General features: G+C 63.9%; 21 protein-coding genes. 6 read left to right on the forward strand and 15 right to left on the reverse strand.

Annotated features, from left to right (window positions below; genetic code table 11):
- The first annotated feature begins 94 nt into the window (after nucleotides 1–94).
- A complete protein-coding gene (locus AC04SI_RS06965; protein ID WP_404283031.1) occupies nucleotides 95–1009 on the forward strand; it encodes a LysR family transcriptional regulator in 915 nt (304 codons plus the stop codon).
- Here the strand turns inward: AC04SI_RS06965 and AC04SI_RS06970 are convergent.
- The 3 genes from AC04SI_RS06970 to AC04SI_RS06980 all read right to left on the reverse strand — a co-directional run bounded on the left by AC04SI_RS06970 (nucleotide 967) and on the right by AC04SI_RS06980 (nucleotide 3367).
- Nucleotides 967–2148: an MFS transporter gene (locus tag AC04SI_RS06970; RefSeq protein ID WP_404283032.1), complete on the reverse strand. Its 1182-nt coding sequence runs from the start codon at nucleotides 2146–2148 to the stop codon at nucleotides 967–969. The genes AC04SI_RS06965 and AC04SI_RS06970 overlap by 43 nt on opposite strands.
- Nucleotides 2149–2247: 99 nt before the next feature.
- Nucleotides 2248–2556 (reverse strand): DUF1244 domain-containing protein, encoded by a 309-nt coding sequence (locus tag AC04SI_RS06975; RefSeq protein WP_404283034.1) that lies wholly within the window; start codon nucleotides 2554–2556, stop codon nucleotides 2248–2250.
- A gap of 13 nt (nucleotides 2557–2569) precedes the next feature.
- Nucleotides 2570–3367, reverse strand: coding sequence for an N-formylglutamate amidohydrolase (locus AC04SI_RS06980; protein ID WP_488474030.1), 798 nt, complete (start codon nucleotides 3365–3367; stop codon nucleotides 2570–2572).
- A 323-nt stretch (nucleotides 3368–3690) separates the two neighbouring features.
- Here AC04SI_RS06980 and AC04SI_RS06985 point away from each other — a divergent pair, with 323 nt between their 5' ends.
- Nucleotides 3691–4107 carry a DUF1036 domain-containing protein gene (locus tag AC04SI_RS06985; protein ID WP_404283119.1) on the forward strand — a complete coding sequence of 139 codons (417 nt, stop codon included), beginning with the start codon at nucleotides 3691–3693 and terminating at the stop codon, nucleotides 4105–4107.
- Complete coding sequence (gene pyk / locus AC04SI_RS06990) at nucleotides 4104–5540, forward strand: pyruvate kinase (RefSeq protein WP_404283037.1); 1437 nt, start codon at nucleotides 4104–4106, stop codon at nucleotides 5538–5540. The genes AC04SI_RS06985 and pyk overlap by 4 nt, the downstream gene beginning before the upstream one ends.
- Nucleotides 5541–5627: 87 nt before the next feature.
- Here pyk and AC04SI_RS06995 read toward each other — a convergent pair whose 3' ends face one another.
- From AC04SI_RS06995 to ykgO, 3 genes are all read right to left on the reverse strand, one after another.
- Entirely contained in the window at nucleotides 5628–6686 is a 1059-nt protein-coding gene (locus tag AC04SI_RS06995; RefSeq protein ID WP_488474031.1) for an alpha/beta fold hydrolase, read from the reverse strand.
- A 71-nt stretch (nucleotides 6687–6757) separates the two neighbouring features.
- Entirely contained in the window at nucleotides 6758–7354 is a 597-nt protein-coding gene (locus AC04SI_RS07000; protein ID WP_404283040.1) for a tetratricopeptide repeat protein, read from the reverse strand.
- A gap of 114 nt (nucleotides 7355–7468) precedes the next feature.
- On the reverse strand, nucleotides 7469–7594 hold the full coding sequence (ykgO, locus tag AC04SI_RS07005; RefSeq protein WP_006203764.1) for a type B 50S ribosomal protein L36: 126 nt from the start codon (nucleotides 7592–7594) through the stop codon (nucleotides 7469–7471).
- A gap of 253 nt (nucleotides 7595–7847) precedes the next feature.
- Here ykgO and AC04SI_RS07010 point away from each other — a divergent pair, with 253 nt between their 5' ends.
- Complete coding sequence (locus AC04SI_RS07010; protein ID WP_404283043.1) at nucleotides 7848–8273, forward strand: lysozyme inhibitor LprI family protein; 426 nt, start codon at nucleotides 7848–7850, stop codon at nucleotides 8271–8273.
- 8 nt (nucleotides 8274–8281) lie between these two features.
- Here the strand turns inward: AC04SI_RS07010 and AC04SI_RS07015 are convergent, their stop codons facing one another.
- From AC04SI_RS07015 to AC04SI_RS07050, 8 genes are all read right to left on the reverse strand, one after another.
- Nucleotides 8282–9358, reverse strand: coding sequence for a 5-(carboxyamino)imidazole ribonucleotide synthase (locus AC04SI_RS07015; RefSeq protein ID WP_488474032.1), 1077 nt, complete (start codon nucleotides 9356–9358; stop codon nucleotides 8282–8284).
- On the reverse strand, nucleotides 9355–9852 hold the full coding sequence (purE, locus tag AC04SI_RS07020) for a 5-(carboxyamino)imidazole ribonucleotide mutase (RefSeq protein WP_006203767.1): 498 nt from the start codon (nucleotides 9850–9852) through the stop codon (nucleotides 9355–9357). The genes AC04SI_RS07015 and purE overlap by 4 nt, the downstream gene beginning before the upstream one ends.
- Before the next feature lie 68 nt (nucleotides 9853–9920).
- A complete protein-coding gene (locus AC04SI_RS07025; protein WP_488474033.1) occupies nucleotides 9921–11126 on the reverse strand; it encodes an aminotransferase class V-fold PLP-dependent enzyme in 1206 nt (401 codons plus the stop codon).
- A gap of 24 nt (nucleotides 11127–11150) precedes the next feature.
- Complete coding sequence (locus AC04SI_RS07030) at nucleotides 11151–11612, reverse strand: RidA family protein (RefSeq protein WP_192182122.1); 462 nt, start codon at nucleotides 11610–11612, stop codon at nucleotides 11151–11153.
- Nucleotides 11613–11647: 35 nt separating this feature from the next.
- On the reverse strand, nucleotides 11648–12436 hold the full coding sequence (locus AC04SI_RS07035; protein ID WP_488474034.1) for an amino acid ABC transporter ATP-binding protein: 789 nt from the start codon (nucleotides 12434–12436) through the stop codon (nucleotides 11648–11650).
- 5 nt (nucleotides 12437–12441) lie between these two features.
- Nucleotides 12442–13092 carry an amino acid ABC transporter permease gene (locus tag AC04SI_RS07040; RefSeq protein ID WP_488474035.1) on the reverse strand — a complete coding sequence of 217 codons (651 nt, stop codon included), beginning with the start codon at nucleotides 13090–13092 and terminating at the stop codon, nucleotides 12442–12444.
- A gap of 1 nt (nucleotide 13093) precedes the next feature.
- Nucleotides 13094–13759, reverse strand: a complete 666-nt coding sequence (locus AC04SI_RS07045) for an amino acid ABC transporter permease (RefSeq protein WP_488474036.1) — start codon at nucleotides 13757–13759, stop codon at nucleotides 13094–13096.
- 84 nt (nucleotides 13760–13843) lie between these two features.
- The gene (locus AC04SI_RS07050; RefSeq protein WP_192182126.1) at nucleotides 13844–14725 is read right to left on the reverse strand and encodes a transporter substrate-binding protein; all 882 of its coding nucleotides are present in this window, start codon (nucleotides 14723–14725) and stop codon (nucleotides 13844–13846) included.
- Between the two features lie 119 nt (nucleotides 14726–14844).
- On the opposite strand from AC04SI_RS07050, the gene AC04SI_RS07055 reads away from it, so the two are divergent.
- A complete protein-coding gene (locus tag AC04SI_RS07055; protein ID WP_404283053.1) occupies nucleotides 14845–15648 on the forward strand; it encodes an IclR family transcriptional regulator in 804 nt (267 codons plus the stop codon).
- A 30-nt stretch (nucleotides 15649–15678) separates the two neighbouring features.
- On the opposite strand, the gene AC04SI_RS07060 is transcribed toward AC04SI_RS07055, so the two are convergent.
- Nucleotides 15679–15882 carry a YdcH family protein gene (locus tag AC04SI_RS07060; RefSeq protein WP_006203777.1) on the reverse strand — a complete coding sequence of 68 codons (204 nt, stop codon included), beginning with the start codon at nucleotides 15880–15882 and terminating at the stop codon, nucleotides 15679–15681.
- A gap of 241 nt (nucleotides 15883–16123) precedes the next feature.
- On the opposite strand from AC04SI_RS07060, the gene AC04SI_RS07065 reads away from it, so the two are divergent.
- A complete protein-coding gene (locus AC04SI_RS07065) occupies nucleotides 16124–16303 on the forward strand; it encodes a YdcH family protein (protein WP_006203778.1) in 180 nt (59 codons plus the stop codon).
- The last annotated feature ends 59 nt before the right edge of the window (nucleotides 16304–16362 follow it).

The raw sequence follows: 16362 nt of genomic DNA on the forward strand, positions 1-16362 counted from the left end.
TTTTGTCTCCATGTTTGCGTTGAGACCTTCAATGTGCAGTGTTTGCAAACGAATGGAAATTGACTGGATTTGGCGATCTGATATTCATAAATGAATGGCTGAGATCGACTGGAACCTGATCAAGAGTTTCGTCACCGTGGCGGAAACCGGCAGCCTGTCCGCTGCCGCGAGAAAGCTGGCCGCGAGCCAGCCGACGCTTGGCCGCCACATCGCGGAACTGGAGCAGGCGCTTGGGGTGACGCTGTTCCGGCGCGGTCGGCGCGGCTACGCACTGACCGAGGCCGGCAGCACGCTCTACGAACGCGGCCGGGCCGTCAGCGAACAGGCGAGCGCTTTTTCGCTGCTGGCGCTGGGATCGGTCGAAGCGATCGAAGGCACGGTGCGTATCGCCGCCAGCGAAGTGGTGGCAGCCTGTGTGCTGCCGGAGATGACGGCTCGACTCGGTGTCGAGGAGCCCGGCATCGAGGTCGAGATCGTCGCCTCGAACCAGGTCGAGAACCTGCTGCGCCGCGATGCCGACATTGCCATCCGCATGGTGAAGCCGGCGCAGAACGAGCTGGTGGCGCGCAAGGTCGCCGATATTCCGCTCCGCCTCTGCGCGGCATCATCCTATCTCGACCGGCGGGGCCGGCCGCTCGAGCCCGGCGATCTTGTCGGGCATGACCTGATCGGCTTCGACCGCGGCGACGAGATCATTCGCGGTTTTACCCAGTTCGGCATCTCGCTCACGCGCAATGCCTTTCGCTTCAGGACCGACAACCAGATCGTGCTGTGGGAGGCGGTGCGGGCGGGAAATGGCATCGGTTTCGGTCAGGGGCCGCTGATCGACCGCGATCCATTGGTGGAGACGATACTGCCGGAGCTGACACTGCCGACGCTCCCGGTGTGGCTGGCCATGCATCGCGATGTGCGCAGCAGCGTGCGCATCCGCCGCGTCGCGGATTTTCTCTATGAGGAACTGAAGCGCTATTCGGCCGGCGCCGGCTCGGGCGCGAATTCGGCGCGGTGAGCAAGCCCCGCCATCAAGAGCACGATGACGAGCAATCCCGAAAGGGCGACGAAGATCGGTCCGAAGCTCGAATGCTCTGCGAAGAAGCCGATCGCCGACGGGGCCACCAGAATGCCTGAGTAACCCATCGTGGTGACGACGCTCATGCCGGTGCCGGATGACATGCCTTCCTGGTTGCCGCCGGCCGAAAAGATGATCGGCACCATGTTGGCGATGCCGAAGCCGCAAAAGGCAAAGGCGGCGATGGCGAGCCAGGGCGACGGCGACAGGCCGGCGACCAGCATGCCGGCAGCGGCAACAAGCGCCGAGCCACGCAGCGTCGCCACCGCGCCGAAGCGGTTGCGCACGCCGTCGCCAAGGAAGCGCATGACGGCCATGACGCCGGAAAAGGCGGCATAGGCGAGGCCGGCGATAGCAAGGTCGGCACTAAGTTCCTGCTTGAGGTAGAGGGCCGCCCAGTCGAGCACCGCGCCTTCGGAAATCATGGTCAGCAGCGCCATCAGCCCGACCAGATAGACAAGCGGATTTGCCGGCAGCGAGAATTTCTGGTGCTCGGATGCCTTGGGCTTGTCCTCGACGATAAGGTGGCCGACTGCCAGCGCGATCAGGGCAAAGGCCAGCACTGTCACCACCATCGCGTGGGCAAGATGGCCGTAGTTCTGTATGGCCAAGCCGCCGACCGCACCACCTGCGAAACCCCCGAGGCTCCAAAAACCGTGCGAGGACGACATGATCGCGCGGGAAAGCCTTCTTTCCACCGCCACCGCATTGGCGTTCATGGCGACGTCCATGCCGCCGATCGAACCGCCGAAGATGAACATGGCGATGGCCGCCAGCGGCACGTTGGGGGCCAGTGCCACGACCAGCAGGCCGAGACTGCCGCACAGGCCGAACCAGCGCAGCACGCTGCGCGACCCGTGCCGGGAGATAAGATGGCCGCACCAGGTCATCGCGGTCACCGCGCCGACGCCGAACAGCAGGATCAGCAGGCCGAGCGTGAACTTCGAGATGTCGAGGCGGGTCAGGAACACCGGAATCTGCGGCGCCCAACTGCCGGTCAGGAAGCCGTTGGCGAGGAAGATGCCGGCCACGGCCCACCGCCCGCGAATGGCTGTCTCCATGACGTTTTGCGCGTCCATAAGGCAGAATCCGGTGTGAAAAGGGCTTTGCGCGGCAAATTAGATCGATTCAATTTTCAGTCAAGCGCTGGGGGCCGAAAGTGTTTGGGCCAAGCAGCGTCAGTGATCCCTGGGACGTCTTGCCTCGAATTCGGCCTTCTTGGCGTCTGAGGCCTCGGTCTGGTTGAGCGCCTGCCATTCGGCATAGGGCATGCCGTAGATAATTTCGCGCGACTGGTCCTTCGACAGGGCAACGCCCTCGGTCTCGGCGGCTTCGCGGTACCAGTTGGAGAGGCAGTTGCGGCAGAAGCCGGCGAGGTTCATCAGGTCGATGTTCTGCACGTCGCTGCGTTCGCGCAGATGCGCCACCAGCCGGCGGAAGGCGGCGGCCTCGAAATCGCGTCTCTGTTCGTCGCTAAGTTCGGTCATTGTCGGATCTCCGTCACACCGGCCCGGTGCGCGAGCCGAACATCTTCACCCGATGTATATCGGGAAGGCGGTCGATCGCGTCAACGATCGGGGCCAGCCGTTCGGCCCATTGCATTGCGCCCCTGCTGTCGGCGATCAGGTCCTGGCGGATCTCGATCAGCGCATGGGCAAAGCCGTTGATGATGGCGTGCCTGAACATTGTGTCGCCGCGCAACGCGCCGTCATAGGGTTCGTTGTCGCCGACGACGAGGCTCTCGTCCGCCGCCAGCATATCGATCAGCGGCCGCGCCACCCGGTCGTCCAGGTCCCACAATATGCCGACATGCCATGGGCGCTCGATGCCCTGCATGGCCGGCGTGAAGGAGTGTACCGAGAAGATGAAGGGCGCTTTCGCGGACGCCTGCGCCACCGAGGCGATCATGGCGCCGACGGCATCGTGATAGGGCCGGTAGAAACCGTCGAGCCGTCTCTCCCGCTCTTCCGCCGCCATGGGGTAATTTCCCGGCACGATGGTGCCGTCATAGAGCTGGCGGATCAGTGTCGGGTCATCCTCGCCGCGATTGGGGTCGATCAAGAGCCGCGAGAAATTGGCAAGCACCGCCGGCACGCCGAGCATTGCCGCCAGCGCGCGCGTCACGGCCTCGACGCCGATATCGTAGGCGATGTGGCGCTCGAACTCCTTAGCCGGCAGGCCGAGGCTGCCATACTCTTCCGGCAGTTCGCGGCGGGCGTGATCGCCAAGAAGCACGATGCCTCGCTTGCGGTCGCCTTCGACGATATCGAACGGCGCGAAAACTGTGGATCGGGTCATTGTCTGAAAATGGTCTGGTCGCTGGCTTCCGGGGAGGGTGGTATCGTCATTCCACGAAGAGGGCGCAGGCGCAATGCCGTTGTTTGGCCACGGTTTCTGCGAAAAATCCGACGCAAGGCGACAGATCGCCGGCGGGGCCTTTCTAAATCGATTGGAATTGGACAGAACGGCGCGTTGACATGCGCCCGGAGTTTTCCGAAAAGGGGCGTCGAGAGATGCAGATGTGGTTCTTGAGGGGTTTCAGGATGGGTTTCGCCGGCAGGCCGCGCATGCGCCGTGCCTTCGCCTTGCCGGTCCTGATCGTCACCGCGGGCCTGTCGGCCATGATCGCGGCCTCGCCCGCCCGTGCCGACTTCCGCGTCTGCAACGCCACGCAGAACCTGGTTGGCGTCGGCATCGGCTACCGCGCCAAGGCCGGCTGGATCACCGAGGGCTGGTGGCACATAGAAGGATCGAGCTGCAAGACGCTGATCGAAGGACCGCTGTCATCAAGGTTTTACTATCTTTATGCAGAAGACGCCGAGCGCGGCGGGCGTTGGGATGGCCCGATCAACATGTGCGTGGCCGAAAAAGAGTTCAAGATCGCCGGCGTAACCGATTGCGTCGCCCGGGGCTTCCAGCGCGCCGGATTTCAGGAATATGACACGGGCGAGCAGGCAAGCTGGATGGTCCAGCTGACCGACGAGCCCGCAACGGGAGGCGCTCCGGCGACCCCCGCCCCGGGAACAAACAGTCAATGAGACGCAACCGCAAGGTCAAGATCCTCGCCACCATCGGTCCGGCTTCCTCCTCCGAGGAGATGCTGAAGAAGCTGTTCGAAGCCGGCGCCGATGTCTTCCGCATCAATATGAGCCATACCGACCACGATTTGATGCGCACGCTGGTCGGCCGCATCCGCACTGTCGAGGAAGCCGTCGGCCGTCCCATCGGCATCCTCGCCGATCTGCAGGGGCCGAAGCTGCGCGTCGGCAAGTTCGCCAATGGCAAGGAGGTGCTGGGCGTCGGCCAAAGCTTCACGCTCGACGACAATCCGGAGCCCGGCACGTCGAGCAGGGTCTATTTGCCGCATCCGGAAATCCTGAGCTCGGTCGAGGCCGGTCACCGTTTGCTGATCGACGACGGCAAGCTGGAACTGAGGGCGGTGAAGAGCGACGGCAAGTCGATCGTCTGCACTGTCGTTGCCGGCACCACCATTTCCGACAAGAAGGGCGTCAGTCTGCCCGACACCGACCTGCCGGTCGGCGCCTTGACCGAGAAGGACCGCAAGGATCTCGACGCGGTGCTGGCGGCAGGCGTCGACTGGGTGGCGCTGTCCTTCGTGCAGCGGCCGGAGGATCTCGCCGAAGCGCGCAAGATCGCGCGCGGCCGGGCGCTGATCATGGCCAAGATCGAAAAGCCGCAGGCCGTCGCCCGGCTGTCGGAGATCATCGAACTGTCGGATGCGCTGATGGTTGCCCGCGGCGATCTCGGCGTCGAAATGCCGCTCGAAGCCGTGCCCGGCATCCAGAAGCAGATCACGCGCGCCGCGCGCCGCGCCGGCAAGCCGGTGGTGATTGCCACGCAGATGCTGGAATCGATGATCACCGCACCGGTGCCGACCCGCGCCGAGGTCTCGGACGTGTCGATCGCCGTCTTCGAAGGCGCGGACGCCATCATGCTGTCGGCCGAATCGGCGGCCGGCGCCTATCCGGTCGAGGCTGTGGCGATGATGGACAGGATCGCCACCAAGGTCGAAACCGACCCGACCTATGCCGGCATCATCAATGCGCAGCGTTCTGAACCGGAAGCGACGGGTGCGGACGCCATTTCGCTCGCCGCCCGCGAGATCGCCGAGACGCTGAAACTGTCGGCGATCGTCACCTATACGGCCTCCGGCACCACCGGCCTGCGCGCCGCGCGCGAGCGGCCGCAGGTGCCGATCGTGGCGCTGTCGCCGATCCTCAACACGGCGCGGCGGCTGTCGCTTCTGTGGGGCACGCATTGCGTCGTCTCGCCCGATGCGGTCGACCTCGACGACATGGTCGACCGCGCCTGCCGCATCGCCATAGATGAAGGGTTCGCCAAGCCGGGCGACCGCGTCATCATTACCGCTGGCGTGCCGCTCAGGACCCCGGGCTCGACCAATATGCTTCGTATCGCCTATGTCGGGTCGGAGACGCAGCCGAGCCGGTAGAGCTGGTCCGCCCGATTGCGGAATCTATCTCTTTGTTTTGACGCAATTCCGGACGGAAAACCGTTTCACACCTTTCCCGGAATTGTTCTAGGTCGGCGCGAGTTCGGCTTCCGGCACCTTTAGATCGGGACATTTGGCGCCCTGCGCATCGCCGGCGATGCGTGCTTCCACGCTCCTGGCCATTGCCTGCAGGTCCAGGGCCCTGCCGGCGACCTTGCCGATCGCGCCGATGACGAGATCGGGGGCGATCCAATCGGGCTTGTGGCCGAGATTGCGCACCCAAACCAGTTCGGCGCCCGCAATGTCGCGCGCCAGGCCAACCGAATGGACCGTCGCGTAGACGATCTTGTCGCGGTCGCCCGAGATGATCACGGTCGGCGCCTTGATGTCGTGGTAGCGCGGCGCGGCGGCCAGCACATAGCCATAGAGCCCCGCTACATCGATGGCATTGGCGCGGAAGGCGGCGGGCCGTAGCACCAGGGGGATCGAAGCCGCGGCCACATAGCCGTCCGGCACCTTGTTGGGGGAAAAGACGCAAGTGGTGGCGGCGTCCATCTGCAGCGTTCCCGCCGGATAGGCCAGCGTTTCGGAAAACAGCCGGCCGACGACCGGAACCGTCGTCAGTCTGTAGTACCAGGCGGTCGCGCCGCCCGGCCAGGGATGGCTGACGGGCGAAAGGAAGACGAGGCCAAGCGTCCTGTCGGCATGTTCGCGCCCGAAGGCCGCAGTGACCACGCCGCCGAAGGAATGGCCGACGACGATCGCCTTTTTGATGCCGAGGCGATCCATCAGCGCCGCGATGGTGTTGGCCTGCACAGACGGGGTCTCGTTGTTGCCGGGTCCCGACCAGCCGAAGCCGGGACGGTCGAGGAACAGCATCTCGGCGCGGCCTTCGATCAGGGGTCTCAGCGGCAGCATCTGATCTTCAAGATTGGCGCTGGCGCCGTGGATGAAGACGATCGGCGGCAGGTCGGCATTGGCCGGCGCCGGCACGTGGACATAGTGGATGCGCGCGCCGCCGATATCGGCGAAGTCACCGGCCGGCGGATTGCGACGCTCGATCAGCCATGCGCCGGCGCGGGTGACGCCGGCAAAGGCGAACACAAGCGCCAGGAAGAAGGCAAACGCAGCGTAGATGAGGTTCATGGGCAGGAGGTACGGAGCGGAGCGGAATTAGTTCAGGGGGCGCAGCGGTTTTTGTGCTGCAAGCCTGCGCATCAAATGCCTTCGCCGGCAAGCTCTTCCGACAGCGCACCGACCTGGTCCTGGGCGCTGCGCATCATCGGATAGATGGCAAGCACCTTCTGCCAGGCTTCAAGCGCCGACTGCTTGTGGCCGGTCTCGGCCATGATCTGCGCCAGCCCCGAAAGTGCGCCGAAATGGCGGGGCTCGAGTTGTAGCGTGCGGTCGATGTCGGACATCGACTTGCCGTAGTTCTTCATCATGAAATGCACCGTCGCGCGCCGGTTCCAGCCTTCGGCATAGGCCGGCTGCAAGGTCACCACCTGGTCGAGGAAATCGAGCGCGACGTCGTATTTCTGGTTTTCCATGGCCTTCTGCGACCATTGCATCATCAGGTCGATCGAGGCGCTGCCGGACTGGAACCATTCGCTCCAGATGCGCCCGGCAATGCGCTCGGCGGCCTTTTCATTGCGTTCGCGCCTCAGGTCGACGAAAAGCTGGTCGAGGCGTGCCTGTTTGGTCGTGGCAACCGGAGGCGCGACAGGATCGTCCGCCCGAGCTGGTGAGATGGCGGCCGGCAAGACGATGCCCGAAAGCAGAAGGGCCGGGATCAATGCAAAAAGAATCCGCATCGCCGGAATCTAGCCCCGGACGGCGGATCGTCAAAGTGATTTTAGCGTGAAAGGGCCGGCAGGCCGGCAATTAACATCATGCAGGCGCGGCAACATCAGCCGCGCATGCAAAACTCAGCCCTGGCGCGCCTTGTAGCGCGGGGCGGTCTTGTTGATGATGTAGATGCGTCCCTTGCGACGAACCAGCTGGTTGTCGCGATGACGCGCCTTCAGCGCCTTGAGCGAATTCTTGATCTTCATGGTCTTGCCCGTCGGTCTGGGCCCGGTCCGGGCCGAATTTTTAAGGCGCGCCCGAAGACGCGCCTTTCAACTTGTGCGTGGCTCATAAACGAGGAGCCTTGCCCATGTCAACCGCAAGTCAGCCACAAGAGCGCTTCCGATATGCGGCAAGTGACCTTGCCCATCAAATATTCGCCATCCGCACCGAGCGGCATTGCGCGATACGGGTGCGGCTGGAATGGTGCCGTCGCCGCGAAGCAAATCGGAGAACACCATGCGCCGCCTTCTACTGTCTGCCTGTCTCGTGGTCCTTTCGGCCGGGTCAGCCGTCCAGGCACAGGAGGAATGCGACCGCAGCGACGACAGCCAGTCGATGATGACCATCTGCGCCGGCGCCGATTACCAGGCGGCCGACGCAAAGCTCAACGCGGCCTACAAGGACCTTGTCGGCCGCAACGACGACAAGTCCAACAAATTGCTGCAGACCGCACAGCGCGCCTGGATCACTTTCCGCGACGCGGAATGTGCGTACACGACCGCGGACAGCGAGGGTGGCTCCATCCATCCGATGGAGGTTTCGCAATGCCTAACGGAATTGACCAATGAGCGGATCAAGCAGCTCACCTCCGGTGCCAACTGCCAGGAAGGCGACGTGAGTTGCGACAGTCCGAACGAGGACGAGGGCGACGATCCCCAATAGACAAAACGTCAGGCGCGGCGGCTGACGCGCGTGAAATGGCCCATCTTGCGGCCGGGCCGCGCCTCGGCTTTGCCGTAGAGATGCAGCATCAGGTCGGGCTCGGCGAGCAGAGCCGGAACTCGCAGCACGTCGTCGCCGATCAGGTTTTCCATGACGCAGTCGGAATGGCGGGCAGGCGATCCCAGCGGCAGGCCGGCGACGGCGCGGATATGCTGCTCGAACTGCGAGACGGTTGCTGCGGCTTCGGTCCAGTGGCCGGAATTGTGGACGCGCGGCGCCATCTCGTTGGCCAGCAGCGAACCATCGGCAAGGACGAAGAACTCGACGCCGATGATGCCGACATAGTCGAGCGCCGTGAGAATCTTTGCGGCCGCCTCCTGCGCCGCGGCCGCGGTTTCAGGCCTTATCGCGGCCGGCAAGGTCGAGGTGTGAAGGATGCCGTTGCGATGCACATTCTCGGCCGGATCGTAGGCGGCAAGCGCACCGCCCAGACCACGCGCCGCGATCACCGAGATTTCACGCTCGAAAGCGACGAAGGATTCGAGGATCAACGGCACATTGCCCATCGCCTCGCAGGTGCCGGCAAAGCCGCCGGTTTCCATGTTGCGGAAAACGCGCTGGCCCTTGCCGTCATAGCCCATTCGACGCGTCTTCAGGATGCCGCTGCCGTTGAATTTCTGCAGCGCCTCCGTCAGTTCCTCGTCATTGTCGACGGGACAACAATCCGCCGTGGGAATACCGATGCCGTTGAGGAAATTCTTTTCCGCCAAACGGTCCTGCGACACTTCCAGCGCCCGTGCCGGCGGATAGACAGGCACCTTGGCGGCAAGTGCTGTGGCTGCGGCGACCGGGACGTTTTCGAACTCGTAGGTGACGACGGCGCTGGCCGCCGCCAGTTCGGCAAGTGCGGCGGCATCGTCATAGGCGGCCGTGATCTGCCGGTTGGCGACTTGCGCCGCCGGGCAATCGGCCTGCGGCTCGAGCACCACCGTGCGGTAGCCGAGGCGTGCCGCGGCCATCGCCAGCATGCGGCCGAGTTGGCCGCCGCCGATGATGCCGATGGTCGATCCCGCAGGCATGCTCACGGCGCGTCCGTGGGTTCGGCGGCGACCTTGGCGGTCTGGGCGGCGCGCCAGGCATCCAGCCGGTCGGCGAGTTCTTCGTCGTGCAATGCCAGCACGGCGGCGGCGAGAAGCGCCGCGTTGGCAGCACCGGCTTTGCCGATGGCCAAAGTGCCGACGGGAATGCCCGCCGGCATCTGCACGATGGAGAGCAGCGAGTCCTGGCCGGACAGCGCCTTGGATTCCACCGGCACGCCGAATACGGGCAGCGGCGTCATCGCCGCGGTCATGCCGGGCAGGTGCGCGGCACCCCCGGCGCCGGCGATGATCACCTTGTAGCCAGCCGCCTTGGCGCCCTTGGCGAAGTCATAGAGCCGGTCCGGCGTGCGGTGGGCCGAGATGATCAGGCGCTTGTGCGCAACGCCCAGCGCCTCCAGCGTTTCGGCGGCGTGGCGCATCGTCGCCCAGTCGGATTGGCTGCCCATGATGATGGCGACGTCGGCGCGGTGATCGTTCAAGCGCATGCTCCCGGCGGCAAAGGCGCGCCTTAGCGGAATTCGCCAAGGGCCGCAAGGATCGGGAGCATCTAATCCGGCCACCGCAAGGCGCCGGAGGACTCCTTGCGGGGCTGTTTCATGGCATCCGCGGGGCGCTCAGCCGCGCTCAACACGGCACGCAGCCGCTCGCCGACGATCTCGGCCTCGCCGGGATGCAGATTGCACGGATCGAGGAAGAAATGGCCGCGCTCGACTTCGTGGTTGCGCACGATGATCGGCGGCGAGCCGGCGGCAAGCGCCGAGGCGAGGCCGGCGGCGGTGAAGCGGCTCTCGGGCGAAACAAAGATCTGCAGGCGGTCGAGTGGATTGGCGGTCGGGTCGGGGATGATGCGCGCGGTGATGCCGGGCAGGCCCTGCAGCGCGTCCTGCCACAGGTTGAGCGCCGATTCTTCCCGCTTGCGGATGCCGGCATGATCGCGCCGCTCCCAGGCCTCGAGTGCCGCCATAGTGCCGGCGATGCTTTCCTTGCCGACCTTCATCGCCCTGGCGACGCCACGGTTCTGCAGATAGGCGGTGCGCACCAGGTCCTTGCGTCCCGTCACGATGCCGCTGGTCGGTCCTGAGAGGAATTTGTGGCCGCTGTAGACGACGATGTCGGCGCCGCGCGCGAGGAAGCTGCGCAGATCATATTCGGAAGCCGCGTCGACGATCACCGGGACGCCCTTGGCGTGGCAGATCTCGCAGAATTCCTCCAGCGACAGCATGCCGTACTGCACGGTGTGGTGCGCAATGACGTACAGTCCTGCCGCCGTGCGCTCGTTGATCGCTTCGTGCACATGATAGTCCTGCGTGACGCTGACCGTGCCGGCGGGCACAACTTTGGCGCCAGCCACCCGGACCGACTGGTCGATCGGCGCGCCGTAATTGACGATATGGCCGAGCTGGATGACGACCTCGGACTTCAGGCCTTCGGTGTCATCCGGAAGGCGCTCGATCGCCAAAAGGTTGGTTCCGGTCATCGCGCCGGCGATCGCCATGGTGATGCCGCTGGCACAGCAAGCGGTGATGAAACCGGCCTCGCCGCCGGTCAGGCGCGCGATCACCGTGCTTGCGGCGCGCTGCAGATCGTCCATCTCGACCCATTGCGAGGCGATTTCCGCCATTGCCGCGATCGCTTCCGGGACGATGATCGAAGCGCCGAGCGTCGTCATGGTGCCGGAGACATTGATGATCGGGCGCAGGCCGAGCCGGTCGCGGATTGGCAGGTTGGAGCGGTCAGCGGAATAGGTGTTCATCTCGGCAGATCCATTTCTAACAAATCAGGTGGCGATCTCGACGACCGCTTCGATTTCGACGGTGATGTTGCCCGGCAACGAGCCGACGCCGATCGCCGAGCGGGCATGCCCGCCGATCCTATCAAAGACCTCGGCGAAAAGATCGGAGCAGCCATTGACCACCTTTGGATGGTCGCTGAAGGTCGGGATGGCGTTGACGAAGCCGAGCAGCTTGACGACGCGCACGATGCGGCCGAGGTCGCCCGCCGCCGCATGCATGACAGCAAGCAGGTTGAGGCCGGTGAGGCGGGCGTGCTCGTAGGCTTCCTCGACGGTCACGTCTTCGCCCACCTTGCCGGTGCAAAGCGTGCCGTCGGCGCGCAGCGGTCCCTGTCCGGAGAGGAAGATCAGGCGTCCGCTCTCGGCATGGGTGACGAAGTTGGCGATCGGCGTCGGTGGCTCGGGCAGGATCAGGCCCAGTTCGGCGAGCCGGATGTAAGGCGTCATCAAATGCTCCTTGCGGCAGCTTTCGCTGTCCGGTGTCAGAAATGCGAGGCGCGGAACCGCGCCAGAAAGCTGCGCAGGCGTTCGTTTGACGCTTCCGCCGCCAGGATTTCGGCCGGCGGGCCAACCGCGCTGACGCCGCCATCGGCCATGAAGACGATGCGGCTCGAGGCATCGCGCGCAAAGGCCATTTCATGGGTGACCATCAGCATCGTCATGCCGTCCTCGGCCAGGCTGCGCACGACGGCCAGCACTTCACCGACCAGTTCGGGATCGAGTGCGGAGGTTATCTCGTCGAGAAGCAGGATCTTCGGCTCCATGGCGACCGCGCGGGCTATGCCGACGCGCTGCTGCTGGCCGCCGGAAAGCTCGGCCGGCAGGCTGTCGGCCTTGTGGGCGAGGCCGACCCGGCCGAGCCAGTGCTCGGCAATGTTGCGCGCCTCGGCTTCGCTTTTGCCGCGCACCTTGCGCAGGCCGAGCATGATGTTGCCGGCGGCGGTCAGATGCGGGAACAGGTTGAAGCTCTGGAAGACCATTCCGGTCTCGGCGCGCATCGCCGCCAGATCGCGCTCGCTGCGGCGCTGGCGTGTCCCGGCATCGCGATAGCCGACCTCCTTGCCGTCGATGCGGATCGAGCCGCTGTCGTAGCTTTCGAGGAAGTTGACGCAGCGCAGCAGCGTGGTCTTGCCGCTGCCGGACGGCCCGATGATGGTCACCACCTCGCCGCGCTTCACCTCGAGGCTGACGGCACGCAGCACCTCGACAGTGCCGAAGGCCTTGGAAACATCGCTCACATCGAGTAGCGCGGCATTGGAGGCATCGGACATTCTTGCTATTCCCGAATGAAGGCGAAGCGCTGTTCCAGCCGCCGGCTGGCGAGCGAAAGCGCGTAGTTGACCGCGAAGTAGACCAGCGCGCCGAGGATATAGAGCGGCATGGCCTCATAGGTGCGGCCGATGACCTGGTTGATGGCCTGCATCAGGTCGGTGATGCCGAGCAGCGAGACCAGCGCGCTGCCCTTCACCGCATCGGTGACGCCATTGATCCAGGGCGGCAGGAAGCGCCTGAAGGCCTGCGGAAAGATGACGTAGGCCAGCCGCTGGCGGAAGGTCAGCCCTATCGCCATCGCCGCTTCGGACTGGCCCTTGGGAATGGAGCCGACGGCACCGCGCAGATATTCCACGACCTGCGCCGTCTTGAACAAGGTCAACGCCAGCACCGCCGCCCAGAAGGACTGCAGGTGAATCCCGACGGCCGGCAGGCCGTAATAGACGAAGAAGATGAGCACCAGGATCGGGATGCCGCGTATGGTGTCGCTGAAGATGCGCACTGCCCAGCGCAGCGGCGTCGGACCGTAGACGAGGCCGACACCCAGCACGACACCGGCGATGAGCGACAGGACTACGACCAGCAGCGACACCCACAGTGTCACGGCGAAGCCTTCGGCGAGGAACGGCAAGGCGTAGATGATCTGGCTCAGCATGTCAGCGCGCCGCCCTGAACCGGCGCTCGACGAGCCTGAGCGCGAAAAGCAGCACATAGCCGGTCAGCAGATACATCGCCGTGGTCACCAGATAGACCTCGACGATGCGGAAGGTGTTGAAATTGATCCACTGGGCGCCGTAGGTCAGTTCGGGCACCGAGATGACCGAGGCGACGGAGGTGTCCTTGAACAGCGACAGGAAGGTATTCGAAAGCGCCGGCAGCGTGATGCGCAGCATCGTCGGCAGGCGCACATGGATGAGCCGCTGCCAGGGCGTCAGGCCGATCGCCTTGCCGGCATCCAGCTGTCCGCGCGGCACGGCTTCGAGGCCTGAGCGAAACACCTCGACCAGATAGGCACCGCTATAGAGCGACAGCGTGGCGACGAACGAGGTCGGTGCGCTGTAGGCGATGTCGACCACGGTCGGCAGGCCGTAGAAGACGAGGTAGACGAGCAGGATCAGCGGCACGTTGCGGATGAATTCGACATAGGCGGCGATGATCGACCGCACGATACGGCCGGCCGAAACATACCAGACCGCCAGCACCAGCCCGATGACGATGCCGATGGCGATCGAGATGACGGCGAGCTCAAGACTGAGCAGCAGCCCGCCCCAGAGCTTGTCGAAATGCCGCCAGATCAGGTTGAAGTTGAGCGTATAGCCCATGCGTCCGCCTCAATAGCCAGCGTGGCATCACGCTGTCGAGGAGAAGGAGGCGGAAGGGCGTGCTTGCCCCTCCGCCGGCTTTTGTCAGATAACCGGGAAACCGGGATGCCGCGCCGGCGGCTCCAGCCCGAAATAGTCCTTGAATGCGGCGTCGTAGAGCGCCGTTTCATGACCGAACATCGCCGTCGCAAAGGCTGTGTTGACGAAGGCCAGCCAGTCGGGATCGCCTTGCCGGAGTGCGGCGCCGTAAAGCATCGAGAACCAGCTCTTGCCGGCATCGAAATATTTGTCGGGATTGCGCGAGGCCAGCCAGCGGACCGTCGAGAGATCGACGGCGGCCGCGTCGACACGCTTCGATTCCAGCGCCTGCAGCACATTGGCCTGGGTGTCGATCTGCATCACCTGCGACTGCGGCAGGACGAGATGGACATTCTGCTCGGCATCGACGTTCTGCAGGATGGAAATGCGTGTTGCCGAACCGCCGGCGAGCAGCTTGTCGAATGTCTTGTTCTCGGCTGACGGAAGCGTCAGCAGCGCGACGCCTTCGACGTAGTACGGCCTGGAGAAGTTGATCAACTGCGAACGCTGGGCGGTCATGGTCATGAACTGGATGGTGATGTCGACCTTGTTGGTGGTGACATTCGGAATGCGCTGCGCCGGGTCCTGCATGACGAACTCGACCTTGGTCGGGTCGTCGAAAAGACCCTTGGCCAGGATGTGGCCCATGGTGATGTCCATGCCGACGAGTTCGCCGGCATCGTTCTCGAAATGCCAGGGCGCGTTGGTGCTTCCGGTGCCGACGATCAGCTTGCCGCGCTCGAGAACAGTGCGCAGCAGGCTGTCGGGTGCGGCTTGTGCCGCCGCCTTCTGGACATCGACCGAGGCGGCTGCGCCGATTACTCCGGCCGTGGCGAGCCCGGCCATTCCCAGTTTCAGAAAATCACGTCTCTTGGATGTATCGTTCATGGCGACCTCCTTTTCGTGGTTGTGTTCCCCTTTCAGATACATGTGTCTTTTGCCAATTTGTCTCTTACAAAAGACATCTGTACCTTGTACAAGACAGATACTAACATCAGGAATCAGTAATGCAAGACGGTATTGGCGTTACAGATCGGCCGGACATCAGCCCGGCCGAGGACAAGACCCCGGGCTCTCGCGAGAAGGGACTCAACCGGGTGCTCGAGATATTTGAGTTCCTGCATACAACGCAGCGTGCGATCGGCATTGGCGACCTCGCCAAGGGCGTCAACGCGCCGCGATCGACGACCTATACGCTGGTACGTTCGCTGGTGGATGCGGGCCTGCTGGAAATGGCCGGCGACGGCAACCGGGTCTATTTCGGCAAGAAGCTTTATCTCTACGGAATGGATTATGTGCGCGGCAACGACCTGCTCCGGCGTGGGCGCCAGGAGGTCGACGACCTGTCGCGCGAGACCGGCGAGACCTCCGAATTGTGCATGCTGCAAAGCGGCCGCTATACGATCGTCCATTCCAGCCCGGGCACCAGGCCGTTCCGAATCAGTTCGGCCACCGGTCTGCAGATCCCGTTGCCCTGGACGGCTTCCGGACGGCTGCTGCTGGCCGGTCTCGAAAGAGCCGATATCGAGGACATGGTCTCCGAAGACGACCTCGTGCTGCCGGACGGACGCAGGCTCAAGCTCGACGATTTCATCGCCGATATAGTGACCGCCAGGTCGACCGGCTACTGCGTGACTTCGGGCCTGGTCGACGCCTACACGAAATGCCTGGCCGCCCCCGTCTTCTCGGTGCCGGGTAAGGTCGAGGCGACGATGTGCCTGGTGGTTCCGATCGACACGTCGAAGGAAAAGACCGACGAACTGCTTATCCTGCTGCGCCAGCGCGCGGCGCGGCTGTCAATCGCGGCGTGAGGCGTTTGAGCGGCGAGGCTCGGGCGCTGCTCAGGCGATGATGTCGGGAATGATGCGGTCTTCCAGCGCCATCAGCCGGTCCTTGAGGAAGAGCTTCTTCTTCTTCATGCGCTGGATCTGCAGCGGGTCGCAGCCCATGGCGATCATAGCGTTGATGGCGGCGTCGAAATCGGCGTGTTCCTGCTTCAGGCGGGAATATTCGAGGCGGATCTCAGCCTGTTCCTGTTCGGACATTATCTACCGTCTGCACGTAAGCGGCGCCCAAAGGATGGGCCTGATTGGGCGGGGCCGGCGGGGTTTTGCCACCGGTGCGCAGGCCTTATCACATTTCACATTGTCGTGGAATGCTACCACAGGGCATTCGACATCGATGGCGGATGGTGGCAGAGTGTCATCGCGCTGTCACAGATGCGAACTGGCGGTGGACGCATTTTGGCGGCTGCAATCGAGGAAACCATGAAAGGGAGAACCAATCATGTCTCTTGCATCCCATCTTGATGAGTTGCAGCGGAAACACGGCGACATCGAGCGCGAAATCACCGACGCGATGAACCATCCTTCGGTCGACGACCTCGAGATCGTGAATCTCAAGCGGCGCAAGCTGGCAATCAAGGACGAGATTGAAAAGCTGAAGGCAAAACCGACGACGCACTGACGCTCCACTAGCAAACAGCGCGCGCCCCCTTCGGTGCGCAATCAACTTTCCGGTGGCAG

The organism is Mesorhizobium sp. CNPSo 4689 (genome assembly GCF_057784325.1).